Genomic DNA, 15524 nt, shown 5'->3' on the forward strand with positions numbered 1-15524 from the left:
GCGTATGACCGTTCTTTACATCGACGCCGACGCCTGCCCCGTGAAGGACGAGGTCTACAAGGTCGCCTCGCGCTACGGCCTGAAGACCTTCGTGGTCTCCAACAGCTGGATCCGCGTGCCCCTCACCCCGGCCATCGAGCAGATCGTCGTCGACGCCGGCCCGGACATCGCCGACGACTGGATCGCCGAGCGGGCCGGTCCCGGCGACGTGGWGATCACCAACGACATCCCGCTGGCTGATCGTGTGCTGAAGGCCGGCGGTCAGGCCCTGGGCACGACGGGCCGGCTGTTCACCATGGACACCATCGGTTCGGCCCTGGCCTCGCGGATGATCGGCGAGCACCTGCGCTCGATGGGCGAGATCACCAGCGGCCCCAAGGCTTTCGGTCCGGCCGACCGTTCCAAGTTCCTGCAGGCGCTGGACACCGCCGTGGTCAAGGCCAGGCGAGTGGTCGGATGATCGAGATCACGTCCTGGCTGCGCATCGAGGATGACGAGATCATCGAGAAGGCCACCCGCGCCTCGGGTCCGGGCGGTCAGCACGTCAACAAGACGAGCACGGCGATCGAGTTGCGCTTCGACGTGCGCAACTCCCCCACCCTGCCCGAGGATGTGAAGACACGGCTTGAGACCTTGGCCGGCAGTCGCCTGACTCAGGACGGCGTGATCATTCTGTTCGCTCAGGGCAGCCGATCTCAGGAAATGAACCGGCAGGAAGCCCGTGACCGGCTGGTCGACCTGATCCGGCGCGCAACCGAAAAGCCCAAGCCCCGGCGACCGACCAAACCCACCTATTCCAGCAAGCTCAAGCGGCTAGAGACCAAGGGCAAGCGCGCGGGCATCAAGAGCTTGCGGGGGCGTCCGAAGGGCGACGACTGAGACCAAGCTTCACAGCGCGTTGAGTGGCCACGCGATCAAACAACTTTTGCGTAAGTATATAGAACTGGACAATTTTTACGGATAGGCAGCACATACCGTCGAGCGCGAGCGGCGGGGCGGCCCATGAGCTTGGTGGTTCGGGAAATGGCGGAGTGCGAGGTTGATCTGGTGATCGACTATTTCCACGCGTCGACGCCGGAACATTTGGAACTGATCGGCGTGGATCCGGAGCGTCTGCCTGAGCGCGACGCCTGGCGCGCTCACTACGATCTGGTTTTCCAGCAGCCGCTGGAACGCCGCGAAACCCTGCTTCTGACCTGGCTGGATGATGAACGGCCGGTGGGGTTCTCTAGCGCTGACAAGATCGCTTTCGGCCAGCAGGCGCACATGCATCTGCATGTCACCACGCCCGGCGATCGCCGACGCGGCCTGGGGGTGGAGGCGGTGCGACGCAGCGTCGAGTTCTACTTCGAGCAACTTCGGTTGAAGCGGCTGTTCTGCGAACCCCACGCCTTCAACGCCGCGCCGAACCGCACGCTGCGATCAGCCGGGTTCAGATACCTGAAAACCCACGTGACGGTGCCTGGGCCGCTGAACTTCCGCCAGCCCGTCACCCGATGGGTGATCACCCGGCCGGCGAAGCTGGACTCCTAGCCGCGGTCCCAGGCCGGCTCGGCTCCTGGTCCATAGGACAGCACCTCGTGCTTCCACTCCGGCTCGGTGATCAGACCGCCGAGAATCTTCTGGAGATAGGTCGCGAGATTGGTCTGCTCTTCCTCGGTCAGTTCGGCGCAAACTTCCTGATGGATCGGGTGGATGTCCTCTCGGATCCGCCCCAGGATCTCCTGACCTTCCGTGGTCAGACGAACCACCACCTTGCGTCGGTCTGAAGCCTGAGTTCCGCGCTCGACGAGGCCGTCCCGGATCAGGCCGTCGATCGATCGGGTCAGGGTCGTGCGGTCGGCGGCCGACAACCGCGCCAGGCGCGTCATCGAGCATTCGCCGAACCGCGCCAGCGACGCCAGCGCCACCCATTTGGCGAAACTGAGCCCATGCTGTGCGATGCAGTCGGCCGCCAAGGCGCGCCGATGCTGTTCGGTCTGGTACATCAGATAGCTGACATAGGTCGGCAACGGCAAACCGCGGCCCTCCCCTGGCTTCTGCTCTGACATGGTTCCCCCCACGCCAAATGGCGCGCCTTCATCTCACACGCGGAAGCGACACACAATCACGGCTCCGCTTGCGTCGGCACGAATGCGCGCGTTTGCATGTATTTGGAACGCAACGCCGTTCCCCCTGGCGTGAACGGCAGCGAACGCCGTTCGATCGTGGGTAACGGCACGCTAACCATACGGTTCCAGACGAGACGGGCCCCGCGAACAAGTTCGCGGGGCCCGTGTGTTTCTCGCCCACGAGGGGATGGAAATCGGATCAGGCGGCGCGGTTGGCGATCGCTTCCGGGATCGTGGCGTTGCGGGCGCGGGCTCGGGTCAACCAGTCGTCGGGATAGGTCTCGCGCACCACGATCGATTTGAACTGCCCCACCGGGATACGGGTGTTCTCACCGGGGTTGAGGTCGCGCGACACCGAATGGCCGGCGAATTCTTCGATGATGGTGATCACCTGGCTGCTGCCGGCGGTGTTTTCGATCAAGACCATGTTCATGGGGGTCGTCCTGGAGATTGGGTTCAGGCGATGAAGGCGATCAGGCGGAGTGGCGTGCGATCTGGCCGGCCGGCCGGCCGGCCCAGGCCTTGAGCTCCGACGGCGAGGCCAGCTTGCGGAAGGCGCCGCGGGCGTGATCGTCACAGTAAGAGCCGCGGGCGGTCTTTTCACGGCCGCAGAAGCCGAAGTCGTGGGACTCGGGATTGCCGATCGGCCAGCGGCAGGAGTGGATCTCCAGGCCGAGGATGCTCGCGGTCGGCGCCATCTCGGCGATCTCGATCAGGCGAAGAGCGGGACGGACAGGAGCGGTGTCGCGGACGACACGAGCCCGGGGTTGAGCTCGGATGGCGGTGCGCCCCCCGGGGGGCGGGCGGGGGGGGCCACCTGACTGGCGCTCATCCCCTCAAGCCACAGCTTGCGAAGTGTGGCGGTGCGCTCTTCGTTCCAGTCCATAATTTTTTCCTGCCCAGTCGTCGGAGCAGCCCCTCCGACGCCTTTCTGGGTACGTTTATGGTTAATTCTGGTCAATTTTTTATGTGCATACCCACGGTTTGTAATCGGGCATTTTGCTTTTACATTCTGTGAGATAACGCGCGTTGTCGCAGGGCGTTCGCCGAAAGGTGGCGAGACCTTGACCGGATAACGACGTTATATATTGGATGCGAGGCCCACAGTTGGGTCAGAAAATGAATGCGGCGCCGCGCCGCACAGCTTGCGGCATAATGTCAGTCGGGGATCAGTAAATGCGTCAGCACCACCTCGCCGCGGCGGCGGCCGTCTGCGTTCTCTTGACCGGTTGCTCGAAGCCCGGCGCGGGGAACTCGGACAGCGGATCGGCGAGTTCGACGGCTTCGGCGCCCGCAGCGGCGCCGACCGATGCCGAGAAGCAGGCGCTGCTCGCTGCTCTCCCCGCGCCGTACAACACCGGCGACCTGATGAACGGCCAGAGCAAGTTCGCGCTCTGCCGGTCCTGCCACACCATCACCGAGGGCGGGCCCAACATGACCGGTCCCAACCTCTATGGCGTGTTTGGCCGTAAGGCGGGCGGCAAGGCCGACTACAAGTACTCGCCCGTCGTGGCAGCGGCCGGCTTCGACTGGGACGCCGAGCACCTGGACAAGTGGCTGGACAACCCGCGCGGCTTCATGCCGGGCACCAAGATGACCTTCGCGGGCCTGCACGACCCCAAGGACCGCATCGACCTGATCGCCTATCTGAAGGTCGAGACCGGCTACAAACCTCCCAAAGGCTGATGGGGCCAAACCATGGAAGACGCGCACGCGCTGCTGACCAAGGTCTACGAAGCCTATAACCGCCGGGATTTCGACGCCTTTTCCGCCATGCTGGCGCCCGACGTCGATTGGCCGGACCAGATCGAGGGCGGCCGGCTGATCGGCCGCGACGCCGTGCGCGCCTACTGGGCTCGCAACGACCGGACAATCAAGGTCGACAGCGCGCCGGTGTCGTTCGCTGACTTGCCCGACGGGCGGATCGCCGTTGAAGTCAACCAGATCGTCCGCAACCTCGCCGGCCAGGTCTGGTCCGACAGCTGCGTGCGGCAGATCTTCACCCTTCGTGACGGCAAGGTCTCTCGGATGGACGTCGAATTTCGCGACAAGGGGCGCTGAACATGAGTGCGGCGAACGGCCTGATCGTCCGCTACTACGACGCAATCGAACGTCGCGATCTTGAGGCGGTCCTGGCGATGACCCATGCGCGGGTGCGTTTCCACGACTACCTCGACGGCGGCGAAGTCGACGGCCTGGCCGCCGCTCGCGACTTCTACCGGCGCATGTTCGAGCTCGCGCCCGACCTCGACCTGATCACGACCGAGACCTTGCCGGAGGGAAGGATGCGGGTCGAGTTTCAGTCCTCGGTCCACTCATCCTCCGGTCAGCTGTGGTCGGACACACGCCAGGCAGCGATCTACACCCTGGTCGATGGGCTGATCCAAGGCGTTGAGCTGCTCGGCCCAATGCCTTGAAAAGACCTCCGCTTTCGTCAGATCAGCAGGTCGGCGCAGGCGTCCAGGATGGCGTCGGCGTCCAGGCGGTAATTGGCGTAGAGGTCCGGCAGATCGCCTGACTGGCCGAAGGTCTCCAGCCCCAGCGCCCGCAGCCGCATGCCGCGCACCGAACCCAGCCATGACAAAGTCGAGGGCGCGCCGTCGATCACCGTCACCAGACCCGCATCGCTCGCCAGCGGGGCCAACAGGGTTTCGATGGTCGAGACGCGCGGCGCGCCGTCGGTCCAGCGTGAGCGCCCGGCGGCGGTCCAGTCGCGATGCAGGACATCGGCCGAGGTGACGGCCAGCAGCCCAGCGCCCGGTTCGTCCTCCAGCACCGCCTCGAACGCCGACAGAGCCTCCGGAACCAGGGCGCCGGCATAGATGATCGCCAGACGCGCTCCAGGAGCCGGTGGACGCAGCCAGTAGGCGCCGTCGACCACGCCCTGACGCCAGGCGTCGTCGCCGCGTTCGGGCTGGGTGATCACGCGGGTGGAGAGCCGCAGGTAGGTTGAAGCGCCCTGCTCGGCCTGGATCTGGTCGAAGGCGTGGGCCATGAGCACCGCCGTCTCGTCGGCGAAGGCCGGTTCGTAGCTGTCCAGGCCCGGCTGGCCCATGCCGATCAGCGGCGAGCCGATCGATTGGTGCGCGCCGCCTTCCGGAGCCAGCGTCAAGCCGGACGGCGTGGCGACCAGCAGGAAGCGAGCGTCCTGGTAGCAGGCGTAGTTCAGCGCATCGAGGCCGCGGGCGATGAACGGGTCATAGAGCGTGCCGACCGGGAACAGCCGCTCGCCGAACAGCGGCGCGGTCAGGCCCAGGGCCGCCAGAGCGATGAACAGGTTGTTCTCGGCGATGCCCAACTCGACGTGCTGACCGGTCTCGGCCTTGGACCAGACCTGAGCCGACGGGATGCGCCGGCGCTTGAAGACGTCCTCGTGCGCCCGACGCTGAAACACGCCCCGCCGGTTCACGAAGCCGCCGAGGTTGGTCGACACGGTCACGTCGGGCGAAGTGGTCACCACCCGGCCGGCGAACTCGTCATCGCGGCGGGCGATCTCGAACATCACCTTGCCGAACGCGGCCTGGGTCGACTGCTCGCCGCCGCCCAGCACGGGAACGAGTAACTCGTCGGCCGTCGGGATGGCGATGGGCGGCGCGACGTGATTGCGCTCCACCTGGGCGGCGAACGGGGCGCGGGCGACCAGACCCTTGAGCGCGGTGTGTTCGGCGGCCGAAAGGCCCGACAGCGCGTCCCATTCCTCGCCCTCGACCACGCCCAGCCGACCGCGAAGCTCGGCGATCTGGGTCTCGGTCATCAGGCCTGCGTGATTGTCCTTGTGGCCTTGGAACGGCAGGCGCAGACCCTTGACGGTGTAGGCGATGAAGAACCGGGGCGCGTCGTCCTGGCTGGCCCGGTCGAAGGCCTCCAGGATTGTCTCCATGCAGTGGCCGCCCAGCTCGGTCATGAGCTCGCCGAGGTCGACGTCCTTGTAGGCCGCGATCAACTCAAGAGCGGCGGCGTCGCCGGCCAGGTCTGCAGTCAGCCGCTCGCGCCACGCCGCTCCGCCCTGATAGCTGAGAGCCGCGTAGAGATCATTGGGCGCCGTCTCGATCCAGGCCTGCAACGCCTGGCCGCCCGGCTTGGCGAAGGCCTCGCGTTGGCGCTTGGACCATTTCAGCGTCTCGACGGTCCAGCCGGCGGCCTCGAAGATGTCGCCGTACCGGGTGAACATCCGGTCCTTGGTGGTCGCGTCCAGGCTCTGGCGGTTGTAGTCGACGATCCACCAGGTGTTGCGGATGTCGTGCTTGCAGGCCTCGATCAGGGCCTCGTAGATGTTGCCCTCGTCCAGCTCGGCGTCGCCCAGCAGCGAGATCATCCGCCCCATCCGCTCGGGCTTCACCGACCCGCGCGCCGCCAGATAATCCTGGGTCAACGAGGCGAAGGCGGTCATGGCCACGCCCAGCCCGACCGATCCCGTCGAGAAGTCGACGTCATCGGTGTCCTTAGTCCGCGAGGGATAGGACTGGGCGCCGCCCAGGGCGCGGAACGCCTTAAGCTTCTCCAGGCTCTGACGGCCGAACAGGTGCTGGATGGCGTGGAACACCGGGCTGGCGTGCGGCTTGACCGCCACGCGATCCTGCGGCCGCAGCGCCTTCATGTAGAGCGCGGTCATCAAGGTGGTCATCGAGGCGCACGAGGCCTGATGTCCGCCGACCTTCAGCCCATCGCGGCTTTCACGCAGGTGGTTGGCGTTGTGGATCGTCCACGAGGCCAGCCAGAGAATGCGTTCCTCGATGCGGCGCAGGAGCGCAAGCTCCTGCCGCTTCGCCGCCAATACGGCTTCGGCCATGCTTCCTCACCCGGGTTAGACGGGTGAGGCTTGCCCCTCACCACTCTTCTCGCGGGCTTCATACTCTTCGATCTGCCGCGACGTCCACTCCGGAGACTTCGTGAAGCGGGCCAGCAGATTGTAGAACACGGGCACGATGAACAGCGTGAGCAGGGTCGAGAAGATCGCGCCGGTGAAAATCACCGCCCCGATCGTCTTGCGGCTGCCCGCGCCGGCCCCGGTCCACAGCATCAGCGGCAAGGCGCCCATGGCGGTGGCGATAGAGGTCATGATGATCGGCCGTAGGCGCAGGGCGGCGGCCTCGATCACGGCCTCTTTCACCTTCAGACCCTCGTCGCGCAGTTGGTTGGCGAATTCGACAATCAGGATTCCGTTCTTGGCGGCGATACCGACCAGGATGATCAAGCCGATCTGGCTGTAGGTGTTGATGGTCGAACCGGTCATCAGCAGACCAAACAGTCCGCCCAGCACGGCCAGGGGCACGGTCAGCATGATGACGGCCGGGTGGATCCAGCTCTCGAACTGAGCGGCCAGCACCAGGAAGACCAGGAGCAAGGCCAGCCCAAAGGCGATGCCGACGGCGCCGGAGGCTTCCAGGAAGTCCTTGGCCTGCCCGCCCCACTTGACGCTGACGCCGGGGCTGGGATTTGCCGCGGCTTGGTCTTGGAAGAACTTCACCGCGTCGCCGACCGTATAGCCGGGCGACAGCTGGGCGGTCAGGGTCACCGAGCGCAGGCGATCGACCCGCGGACGGTCTGGGGCGTCGCCGCGCAGTTGGGTGGTCACCACGGTGGACAACGGCACCAGGGCGCCGGACTGGGTGCGCACCTGCAGGCGGTCCAGGTCGGCGAGGCTGCGACGCTGCTCGATGCTGGACTGCAGGATGACGTCGTATTCCTGGCCGTTCTTGATGTAGGTCGTGGCCCGGCGCGAGCCGAACATCGTCTCCAGGGCCCGGCCGATCGACTGGGCCGAGATACCCAGGCTGGCGGCCTTGTCGCGATCGATCTGCACCGACAGGCGCGGCGAGGTCGGCTCATAGTCGATGCGCGGCCGCGACAGGCCCGGATTGTCCTGGGCTTCTGCCAGGATGGGCTTCAGCCAGTTGGCCAGTTCGACATAGTCGTTGCCGGTGGCGATCAGGTCGACGTTGGTGCCGCCGCCCCCGCCGCCGCCACGCTGGAAGGCGCCGCGCACACTGGCCACGGCGCGCACGCCGGTGATCCTGCTCAATGTCTTGTTCAGTTCGGCCGCGACCTCGTCGGCGGTCTTGTCGCGCTCGCCCCAGCCCTTGAGCACCAGCACGCCGTTGCCGGTGTTGAACTGGTTCTGGCCAAAGCGCGGCACCGAGATGATGGTCCGGGCGGCTACGCCTTCGGCGCGGTACTTTTCCAGCTGCTTCTCAACCGCGTTGGCGGCCTTGACGGTGTAGTCGAAGCCGGCCCCCTCGGGACCGTTGATGGCGATGTCGACGCGGCCGCGGTCCTCGGCCGGGACCAGCTCCTGCGGCAGGGCGACAAACAGGCCGCCGGCCACCAGGGCCAGGAACAGCACCACGACGCCCGTGCCGACGCTGGCCGACCGCGCGGCCAGAAGACGTTCCAGCGAATGGCGATAGCTGTCCTTCAGCTTGTCCATCGCGTAATCGACCTTGCGGTTGAACCAGTTTCCGCCGGCGGCGGGCCTCAGCAGCTTGGACGCCAGCATCGGCGACAGGCTCAGCGCCAGCAGGGCCGAAAAAGCCACAGCGGCGGCGATGGCCACGGCCAGCTCGACGAACAACCGGCCGATGTAGCCTGGCAGGAACATCAGCGGCGCGAACACCGAGATCAGAACGATCGTGGTGGCCACGACGGCGAAGAACACCTGTCGCGTGCCGCGCAAGGCCGCGATATTGGCCGGCTCGCCCTCGTCCACGCGGCGCTGGATGTTCTCGACCACCACGATGGCGTCATCGACCACGAGGCCGACGGCCAGCACCAGGGCCAGCAGGGTCAGCAGGTTCAGCGAAAAGCCCAGCGGAGCCAGTATGACGAAGGTCGAAAGGATGCAGATCGGCGCGATGATCGACGGGATCAACGCTGAACGCCAACTGCCCAGGAACACCAGGTTCACCAAGGCCACCAGGCCGATCGAGATGCCCATGGTGACCCACACCTCGTGGATCGCCTCGGCGGTGAAGATCGAGTTGTCGACCGCCTTGATCAACTGGGTGCCAGGCGGCAGCGTCTTGTTGATCTCGGCCAGCTCGCGGTCGACCACCTTGGAGATCGCCACGTCATTGGSCTGCGACTGGCGCGTGAGAAAGATGCCGACCTGGTTGACGCCGTTGCCGCGGAATATCTTGCGGCGCTCGTTGGAGCCTTCCTCGACCCGCGCCACGTCGCCCAGCCGGATTACGAAGCCGCTGGCGTTGGCCGGGCGCAAAGGCAGCTTCAGGAAGTCCTCGGGCTTGGAATAGCTGCGGGCCACGCGGATGGTGAAGTCCTTGGAGTCGCCTTCCAGGGCCCCCGCCGGCAACTCGACGTTCTGGCTGTTCAGCGCGCTCTCGACGTCATCGACCGTGACGCCGCGCGCGGCCATGGCGTCGGGGTCGAGCCAGACGCGCATGGCGTAGAGCTGGCCGTTGAGGCCGGCCTGGGCCACGCCCGGCACGGTCGACAGCCGCTCGACCAGGTAGCGGTCGGCATAGTCGGCCAGCTCCAGTGGCGACAGGCTGGTCGAGGTCAGATTGAGGATGACGATCGGCGAGCTGTCGGCCTGGGCCTTGGCGATCTGCGGCGGATCGGCCTGATCGGGCAGGTTCGAGGTCACCCGGCTGACGGCGTCACGCACGTCATTGGCCGCCGCGTCGAGATCGCGATCGAGGGTGAAAGTGATGGTGATCTGCGAACGACCATCTCGCGAGGAGCTGTTGACGCGGTCGATACCCTGGATGCCGGCCACCTGGCGCTCGATCACCTGGGTGATGCGCTCTTCGATGACCTCGGCCGAGGCGCCGGTATAGCTGGTCGAGATCGACACCACGGGCGGGTCGACATTGGGCAGCTCGCGGATCGGCAGGCTGCTGAACGCGGCCAGGCCGATGACGCAGAGGATGATCGCGAAGACGGCCGCGAAAATGGGGCGGCGGACGGAAAGGTCGGAAAGCATCAGCGAGCCTTCTTGCCGGCCTGGCCGCCTTGGGTCTTGTCGCCCTTGCCGGCGCCGGGCTTGCCGCCGCCGATCGGCGCGCCGTCCTGCACGCGGTTGAGACCATCGCCGACGATCTTGTCACCAGCCTTCAGGCCCGAGACGATCTCGACAAACCCGTCCGACGACAGGCCGGTCTGAACCGTGGTGCGACGGGCAACCTGACCCTTGGGTCCCTTGGCGATCAGGAACACCGAGGCTTGGGTTCCTTCGAACTGGATCGCGGCTTCGGGCACGGCGACGGCCTGGCGCTGACCCTGGTCGATGCTGACCTTGATCAGCATGCCGGGCTTGAGGCGGCCGTCGGCGTTGGGGAACTCGGCCCGGGCCTTGAGGGCGCGGGTGGTGGGATCGATGCGGGTGTCGATCTGCGCGATGCGGCCGGTGAAGGTCTGACCCGGCAGAGCGTCGGGCGCGGCGGTGATCATCAGGCCGTTACGGAGGATCGGCAGGTAGCGGTCGGGCACCGAGAAATCGACGCGGATCAACGAGACGTCGTCCAGGCTGACGATCGGGGTTCCGGGACTGATCAGCGCGCCCGGGGCGATGTCGGAAATGCCCACCACGCCGGCGAACGGCGCGCGGATCACCCGGTCCAGCTTCTGGGCGCTGGCCGAGTTGACGGCGGCGCGGGCGGTATCACGGGCGGCCAGATATTGTTCGGCGGTGGCGCGAGGGGCGATGCCCTTGTCGGCCAGGGTCTTCCAGCGCGTGTATTCCCGGTCGGCTTGGGCGTACTGGGCCTGGGCCTCGGCGATTCCGGCGTTTTCCTGGTCGGCCTTCAGCTCGACCAGGATCTGCCCCTTTGAGACGGACTGGCCGTCGCCGAAGTGGACGCTGGTGATCAGCTCGGCGGTGTTGGAGGTGATGGTCACCGACTGGCGGCCCTTGGCCACGCCCAGCACTTCCACCCGATCGGTGAAGGTGCGCGGCTGGACGGTGATCTGCGACACGGCCGTGGCGCGGCCACCCGCGCCCCCGCCTGGTCCGCCCTGGCCCGGCGCCTTGCCGCCAAAGGCCAGCTTCAGTCCACCGACCAACAGCATCAGCAGGACAGCGACGACCGCCGCGACGAGGAAGAAATGTCTGCGGATCACGAAAAGCTCCGGGCGCCGAGGAGAGTCGGCTTAGCTAGCAGTAGGCGGCTCATTAGCCGTCAGCCCTAGCCTGCGTCCAGTGACACACGGATGACCGAATATTACAGTCCTGAAATATCAGAAACGCCGCCAGACCGCCAGGACGGGACCTTGATCGACGGGGGTCTCCCGACCCGACACCGTCCGCCGCCATCCGGCCTGCAGACTCCACGCGCCCAGGTCGTGCGTGACTGAGATCTCGCGCTTGCGCCAGCGTGATTGAACCGGCTTGGATTCCGCCTGACCGGTGTAGGCCTGGACCATCAGGAGCCAACGGGGCGTGGGCCTCAGGCCCGCCGTCACGTCGATCCGCGTCTCGTCCGCCAGGCCGCTGCGCTTGAGCCGCGCGACCTGCAACTCGGTGAATCCTTGCGCCTTGCGCCACTGCCTCGAAGTGCCCGCTAGAAGACGCGCCTCCAGGTCGGTGTCGCCCTGCCCCGGCGCCGCGTAGCCCGCGTTGCGCCCCACCCCGTCCTTGGTGGCGCCTAGATAGAGGCTGACTGCTGATCGATCCGTATGCAGCAACGCATAGCGAAGGCCCAGTTCGATCGGGCCTCGCCCGTCGTAGTCGATGAAATTGTCGTGGCCGCGGGTCACCGCCGCCTTGGTCTGCAAGGTCAGACGGTCGCTAAGGCCGTATTCTACGTACACGGACAATGTTTCGTCGCGCCGGGGATCGATCGCAACCTCGGCGCCATTGGGGTCGAAACCTGTATCGGCCTTCTGCCCTTCGTACTTCAGTATGGCCAGCCCCTCGCCGTCCTTCATCGGCCAGGCGCCGGCCAGCGCCGGTTCTGTCCCGCTGAGCAGCGCGCAAAAGAAAGCCGCCGCGCTCCAGAGCGCGGCGGCGTTTCGTTTTCGCGGTTTAGGCGTCAATCCGCGTAACCGGGGGACTCCCGGTCGAGTTTCCGCAGGCAACCGGGCCAAGCCAGGCCGGCGATCATGCCCATGCCCATGCCGGTCTGATTGCGAACCTCAGCCTGGGCGTTTTCCGGCGCTTCGAGGACGTTCTCACGACCAGCGCTGAGCGCCATCACCTGCTGGGCGCAGGCGCGCTCCAGGAAGAACATGCCCAGCCAGCACTCGGCCGCCGTCGTCCCCACCGACAGCGTGCCGTGGTTGCGCAGCATCATCAGCTTCTTCTCGCCAAGGTCGGCCACCAGGCGTTCCCGTTCGTCAAGGTTGAGCGCAATACCTTCATAGTCGTGATAGGCGAGCTGAGGCAAGACAATTAGCGATTGCTGCGACAGCGGCAGCAGGCCGTCCTTGTTGGCCGACACGCCCACGCCCTGATCGGTGTGCAGGTGCATGACGAAATGGGCGTCCTCGCGGGCAGCGTGGATCGCCGAGTGAATCGTGAAGCCCGCCGGATTGATGAAGTACGGCGTCTTGTCGATGACGTTGCCGTCCAGATCGACCTTGACCAGCATGGAGGCGGTCATTTCGCCGAAGAACATGCCGTACGGGTTGATCAGGAAATGGTGTTCGGGTCCGGGAATGCGGGCCGAGACGTGGGTGAAGATCATGTCGTCCCAGCCGTGGACGGCGACCAGGCGATAGAGCGCGGCCAAGTCGACGCGGGCCTTCCACTCGGCTTCGCTGACCTGGTCCTTGAGCGATGTCGTGATCTGCGCAGCACCGTCGGCCATGGCGGATCCTCCCTAGGTTATCGTTGTTAGCTTGAGGGTCGCGCCGCTGGGCGCCGACGTCAAGCGGCGCCCAGCGGATCAGGACCCAGAACGCCGCCGTCGATGCTCCAGACAGCGTTTCGGCGCGATAGCCCGCGGTCTCGGCGCGCCGCGACAGATCAAACAACTTACAATATACAGTAAAAATACTTACCGGATGGCAGGTATAAGTATCGTATTGAGAGTCGATATTGACCAAATACAACTTCGTTAGGATACTAATTATTCATTATTTCGATTAAGGAATCCGCTTTATGCGCAACGCCATAACATTGTCGCTTGCACTATCCTTGCTGTCGGGAGCCTCGGCGGCGCGAGCAATGGAGTCTACGGCCTTCTACGGGTCGATCGGCTACGCCCGACTTGACGACTCCACCTTCGAGCTCGGCGCCGTCACCGGGCGGCTGGGCGCGCAATTCACGCCCAATCTGGGCGTCGAGGGCGAAACCTCGCTCGGGGTCACGGACGACGGGGCCCAGGTCAGCGCGGGCGGCGACATTCGGACCAAGCTGAGTTACGACGCCGCGCTCTATGGCGTGGGCTGGCTGCCGCTCGGCGACCGCGTCTCGCTGCTGGCGCGGATCGGCTATGGCGCGACCCGCACCAAGGCGAAGGGAACCTCCGCGAACACTCACCATGAACGCCAGGGCGTGAACTACGGCGTGGGCGCTCAGTTCCACCTGGACGCCCATAACGGCCTGCGCGCCGACTGGACCCGCCGCGCCTTCGACGGCCCCGACGCCGACGTCTATGCGGTGAGCTACGTCCGCCGATTCTAGCCGCCCGCCCGGGACGAGCGCGAGCCGTTCCGGGGAAACGCGCGTGCGTCGCCCCCGTCGCTCGTGCTACCGCCTCCGTCCTCTCGGCAGCGGAAGGCCATCCTCGTGATCCCCTGGCAGCACCTCGACACCGCCCAGGTCCCCGGCGACGGCGAACCCCTGCGGCTGATGCGGCGCGGAACCGAGTTCTCGATCATGACCGGCGGCACCGAGTTGATGAACAGCCGGCTCAGCGGCTCGGAGGAGGCGATGGCCGCCCTGGCCTTCGAGCGCATCGGCCAGCGTTCCAAGGCGCGAGTGCTGATCGGAGGTCTCGGCATGGGCTTCACCCTGCGGGCCGCGCTCGCCGCCTTCGACGTGGACGCCGAGATCGTCGTCGCCGAACTTGCGCCCGGCGTCGTCGCCTGGGCGCGCGGCCTGTTGGGAGAGTTGCACGGCGCCAGCCTGGATGACCCGCGCGTGCGGATCCACGAAGGCGACGTCGGCGAACCGATCCGGGACGGCGAAGCGACCTTCGACGCGATCCTGCTTGATGTCGACAATGGCCCCGGCGGCCTCAGTCGCAAGGAGAATGACGGCCTCTACAGCCCAGCGGGCCTGACCGCCGCCAAGCGCGCCCTGCGTTCCGGCGGCGTGTTGGAGGTCTGGTCCTCGACCCGCGACAGCGCCTTCACGCGCCGCCTGAAACAGGCCGGCTTCTTGGTCGAGGAGATCGGCGTCCGGGCTCACAAGGGTCGGGGCGCGAGGCACGTGATCTGGATGGCGACAAAGGCCGATTAGGCCGTCGGCTCAACGCGCGAAGTTTACGCTGTAGGTGGACTGCAACAGCCCATTGTCGCGCATGAAGGCCGCCAGGCTCTCATAGGTCGCGGTGCGCAGCGGCCCCGACTGGTCGTCCGTCTTCAGCCGCGCGTCGGCCAGCGGCGCGAACAACCGCATGGCGGCGCCCGCCTGCACGGTCGTCGGCGTGTAGTGCGCCTTCAGGTCGGCGCGGATCTGTTCGCGGTCAGTGGTCTGCCACACCGCCGAGGCGATGACGTCGAGCATGAAGCCGTTGCAGTTCTGATATTTGGACGACAGCGGGTTGGCGATCAGGGAATAGGACGGGTTGTGCAAGGCCGCGTAGGCCGGGGAATCGATGACGCCCAGGATGCGGCGCTGCATCTCCGGCGAGGGTATGATGACGGCGACGTCGTCCACCGACGAGCCGCTGGTGAAGTTGAAGGGAAAATCCTGCACCAGACGCGACGTGGTCTTAGGCCAGGCCTTTCCGTCGCCGGCGTACAGATTGTAGACGGCGTATCCCGGCTCGACCGCCCCTTCGGCGGTCCGGACGTCGCGATAGACCCAGAAGGCGCCGTGCGTATAGGCGATCCCCTTCGGCAAGGTCTCTCGCGCCCGCCCCGCTCTGAAAACCACGGCCACCCGCGCGCCCCGCCCGGCCAGGTCGTTCTCGATCTGCTTGGAAAAGCGAGCGACCTCTTCAGCGGTGAAATGGCTAGCCGCCGCCGAGGTGGAGACGCTGTCCTGAGCCTGCGCCGGCGTGACCAGGATCGGACCCGCCATCGTCGCGACGATCAGGGCGGCGGCGACAAACCCCGCCTGGCGTCGATGGGCGGCCACGGCGACCTAGGGCTTCTTCACGGGTTGCGCGTCGTAGGGCACCTTCGGCGCGGGCTGGGCCACGATCACTTTCCTGGTGACAGGCAAGGGCGTGGAGGCGAAGGCGGCGGAGTCGCGCGCGGCCACGCTGGAGTCGCCGCCCGCCTCGGTCAGGCTGGCCCCGGCGACCACCGATCCCCCGGCGGCGACCGACACCGGAACCACAC

16 protein-coding genes and 2 pseudogenes are annotated in these 15524 nt (G+C 66.2%); 8 read left to right on the forward strand and 10 right to left on the reverse strand.

Features of this window, described 5'->3' with window-relative positions:
- Window positions 1–4 precede the first annotated feature (4 nt).
- The 3 genes from AC1DZ6_RS07455 (at window position 5) to AC1DZ6_RS07465 (ending at window position 1533) form a co-directional block, all read left to right on the forward strand.
- Window positions 5–460: a YaiI/YqxD family protein gene (locus tag AC1DZ6_RS07455; RefSeq protein ID WP_477096578.1), complete on the forward strand. Its 456-nt coding sequence runs from the start codon at window positions 5–7 to the stop codon at window positions 458–460.
- Window positions 457–879, forward strand: coding sequence for an alternative ribosome rescue aminoacyl-tRNA hydrolase ArfB (arfB, locus tag AC1DZ6_RS07460; protein ID WP_477096563.1), 423 nt, complete (start codon window positions 457–459; stop codon window positions 877–879). The genes AC1DZ6_RS07455 and arfB overlap by 4 nt, the downstream gene beginning before the upstream one ends.
- A 123-nt stretch (window positions 880–1002) precedes the next feature.
- On the forward strand, window positions 1003–1533 hold the full coding sequence (locus AC1DZ6_RS07465; protein ID WP_477096564.1) for a GNAT family N-acetyltransferase: 531 nt from the start codon (window positions 1003–1005) through the stop codon (window positions 1531–1533).
- Here the strand turns inward: AC1DZ6_RS07465 and AC1DZ6_RS07470 are convergent.
- The 3 genes and pseudogenes from AC1DZ6_RS07470 to AC1DZ6_RS07480 all read right to left on the reverse strand — a co-directional run bounded on the left by AC1DZ6_RS07470 (window position 1530) and on the right by AC1DZ6_RS07480 (window position 2997).
- Window positions 1530–2051, reverse strand: coding sequence for a MarR family winged helix-turn-helix transcriptional regulator (locus tag AC1DZ6_RS07470; RefSeq protein ID WP_477096565.1), 522 nt, complete (start codon window positions 2049–2051; stop codon window positions 1530–1532). The genes AC1DZ6_RS07465 and AC1DZ6_RS07470 overlap by 4 nt on opposite strands.
- Before the next feature lie 259 nt (window positions 2052–2310).
- Complete coding sequence (locus AC1DZ6_RS07475; protein ID WP_477096566.1) at window positions 2311–2544, reverse strand: hypothetical protein; 234 nt, start codon at window positions 2542–2544, stop codon at window positions 2311–2313.
- Window positions 2545–2584: 40 nt separating this feature from the next.
- Window positions 2585–2997 (reverse strand): annotated as a pseudogene (locus AC1DZ6_RS07480) (GcrA family cell cycle regulator).
- A 290-nt stretch (window positions 2998–3287) separates the two neighbouring features.
- On the opposite strand from AC1DZ6_RS07480, the gene AC1DZ6_RS07485 reads away from it, so the two are divergent.
- Genes AC1DZ6_RS07485 through AC1DZ6_RS07495 form a run of 3 tightly spaced genes read left to right on the forward strand, consistent with a single transcriptional unit; the run spans window position 3288 to window position 4528 of the window.
- A complete protein-coding gene (locus tag AC1DZ6_RS07485) occupies window positions 3288–3797 on the forward strand; it encodes a c-type cytochrome (protein WP_477096567.1) in 510 nt (169 codons plus the stop codon).
- A 12-nt stretch (window positions 3798–3809) separates the two neighbouring features.
- A complete protein-coding gene (locus tag AC1DZ6_RS07490; protein ID WP_477096568.1) occupies window positions 3810–4172 on the forward strand; it encodes a nuclear transport factor 2 family protein in 363 nt (120 codons plus the stop codon).
- Between the two features lie 2 nt (window positions 4173–4174).
- Complete coding sequence (locus AC1DZ6_RS07495) at window positions 4175–4528, forward strand: nuclear transport factor 2 family protein (RefSeq protein ID WP_477096569.1); 354 nt, start codon at window positions 4175–4177, stop codon at window positions 4526–4528.
- A 17-nt stretch (window positions 4529–4545) separates the two neighbouring features.
- Here AC1DZ6_RS07495 and AC1DZ6_RS07500 read toward each other — a convergent pair whose 3' ends face one another.
- The 5 genes from AC1DZ6_RS07500 to AC1DZ6_RS07520 all read right to left on the reverse strand — a co-directional run bounded on the left by AC1DZ6_RS07500 (window position 4546) and on the right by AC1DZ6_RS07520 (window position 12877).
- Entirely contained in the window at window positions 4546–6900 is a 2355-nt protein-coding gene (locus AC1DZ6_RS07500; protein WP_477096570.1) for a transketolase, read from the reverse strand.
- A 15-nt stretch (window positions 6901–6915) separates the two neighbouring features.
- A complete protein-coding gene (locus AC1DZ6_RS07505; RefSeq protein WP_477096571.1) occupies window positions 6916–10053 on the reverse strand; it encodes an efflux RND transporter permease subunit in 3138 nt (1045 codons plus the stop codon).
- Window positions 10053–11189 (reverse strand): efflux RND transporter periplasmic adaptor subunit, encoded by a 1137-nt coding sequence (locus AC1DZ6_RS07510; protein WP_477096572.1) that lies wholly within the window; start codon window positions 11187–11189, stop codon window positions 10053–10055. Before AC1DZ6_RS07510 ends, AC1DZ6_RS07505 begins: the two co-directional genes overlap by 1 nt.
- Before the next feature lie 117 nt (window positions 11190–11306).
- Window positions 11307–11996 (reverse strand): hypothetical protein, encoded by a 690-nt coding sequence (locus tag AC1DZ6_RS07515; protein WP_477096573.1) that lies wholly within the window; start codon window positions 11994–11996, stop codon window positions 11307–11309.
- Window positions 11997–12100: 104 nt separating this feature from the next.
- Entirely contained in the window at window positions 12101–12877 is a 777-nt protein-coding gene (locus tag AC1DZ6_RS07520; protein ID WP_477096574.1) for a class II aldolase/adducin family protein, read from the reverse strand.
- A gap of 293 nt (window positions 12878–13170) precedes the next feature.
- Here AC1DZ6_RS07520 and AC1DZ6_RS07525 point away from each other — a divergent pair, with 293 nt between their 5' ends.
- Both AC1DZ6_RS07525 and AC1DZ6_RS07530 read left to right on the forward strand, forming a co-directional pair.
- Window positions 13171–13695, forward strand: coding sequence for a porin family protein (locus tag AC1DZ6_RS07525; RefSeq protein WP_477096575.1), 525 nt, complete (start codon window positions 13171–13173; stop codon window positions 13693–13695).
- Between the two features lie 105 nt (window positions 13696–13800).
- Window positions 13801–14475, forward strand: coding sequence for a spermidine synthase (locus AC1DZ6_RS07530; RefSeq protein ID WP_477096576.1), 675 nt, complete (start codon window positions 13801–13803; stop codon window positions 14473–14475).
- Between the two features lie 9 nt (window positions 14476–14484).
- Here the strand turns inward: AC1DZ6_RS07530 and AC1DZ6_RS07535 are convergent, their stop codons facing one another.
- Window positions 14485–15318, reverse strand: a complete 834-nt coding sequence (locus AC1DZ6_RS07535) for a DUF2145 domain-containing protein (RefSeq protein ID WP_477096577.1) — start codon at window positions 15316–15318, stop codon at window positions 14485–14487.
- A gap of 6 nt (window positions 15319–15324) precedes the next feature.
- A pseudogene (locus tag AC1DZ6_RS07540) lies at window positions 15325–15524 on the reverse strand (hypothetical protein); the annotation flags it as partial.

The organism is Caulobacter sp. P1_B12_2 (assembly GCF_056406675.1).

Excerpts from the sequence above, each read along its gene's own strand:
- arfB (WP_477096563.1), top strand. The coding sequence starts at position 457 with ATGATCGAGATCACGTCCTGGCTGCGCATCGAGGATGACGAGATCATC.
- AC1DZ6_RS07465 (WP_477096564.1), top strand. The coding sequence starts at position 1,003 with ATGAGCTTGGTGGTTCGGGAAATGGCGGAGTGCGAGGTTGATCTGGTG.
- AC1DZ6_RS07470 (WP_477096565.1), bottom strand. The coding sequence starts at position 2,051 with ATGTCAGAGCAGAAGCCAGGGGAGGGCCGCGGTTTGCCGTTGCCGACC.
- AC1DZ6_RS07475 (WP_477096566.1), bottom strand. The coding sequence starts at position 2,544 with ATGAACATGGTCTTGATCGAAAACACCGCCGGCAGCAGCCAGGTGATC.
- AC1DZ6_RS07485 (WP_477096567.1), top strand. The coding sequence starts at position 3,288 with ATGCGTCAGCACCACCTCGCCGCGGCGGCGGCCGTCTGCGTTCTCTTG.
- AC1DZ6_RS07490 (WP_477096568.1), top strand. The coding sequence starts at position 3,810 with ATGGAAGACGCGCACGCGCTGCTGACCAAGGTCTACGAAGCCTATAAC.
- AC1DZ6_RS07495 (WP_477096569.1), top strand. The coding sequence starts at position 4,175 with ATGAGTGCGGCGAACGGCCTGATCGTCCGCTACTACGACGCAATCGAA.
- AC1DZ6_RS07500 (WP_477096570.1), bottom strand. The coding sequence starts at position 6,900 with ATGGCCGAAGCCGTATTGGCGGCGAAGCGGCAGGAGCTTGCGCTCCTG.
- AC1DZ6_RS07515 (WP_477096573.1), bottom strand. The coding sequence starts at position 11,996 with ATGAAGGACGGCGAGGGGCTGGCCATACTGAAGTACGAAGGGCAGAAG.
- AC1DZ6_RS07520 (WP_477096574.1), bottom strand. The coding sequence starts at position 12,877 with ATGGCCGACGGTGCTGCGCAGATCACGACATCGCTCAAGGACCAGGTC.
- AC1DZ6_RS07525 (WP_477096575.1), top strand. The coding sequence starts at position 13,171 with ATGCGCAACGCCATAACATTGTCGCTTGCACTATCCTTGCTGTCGGGA.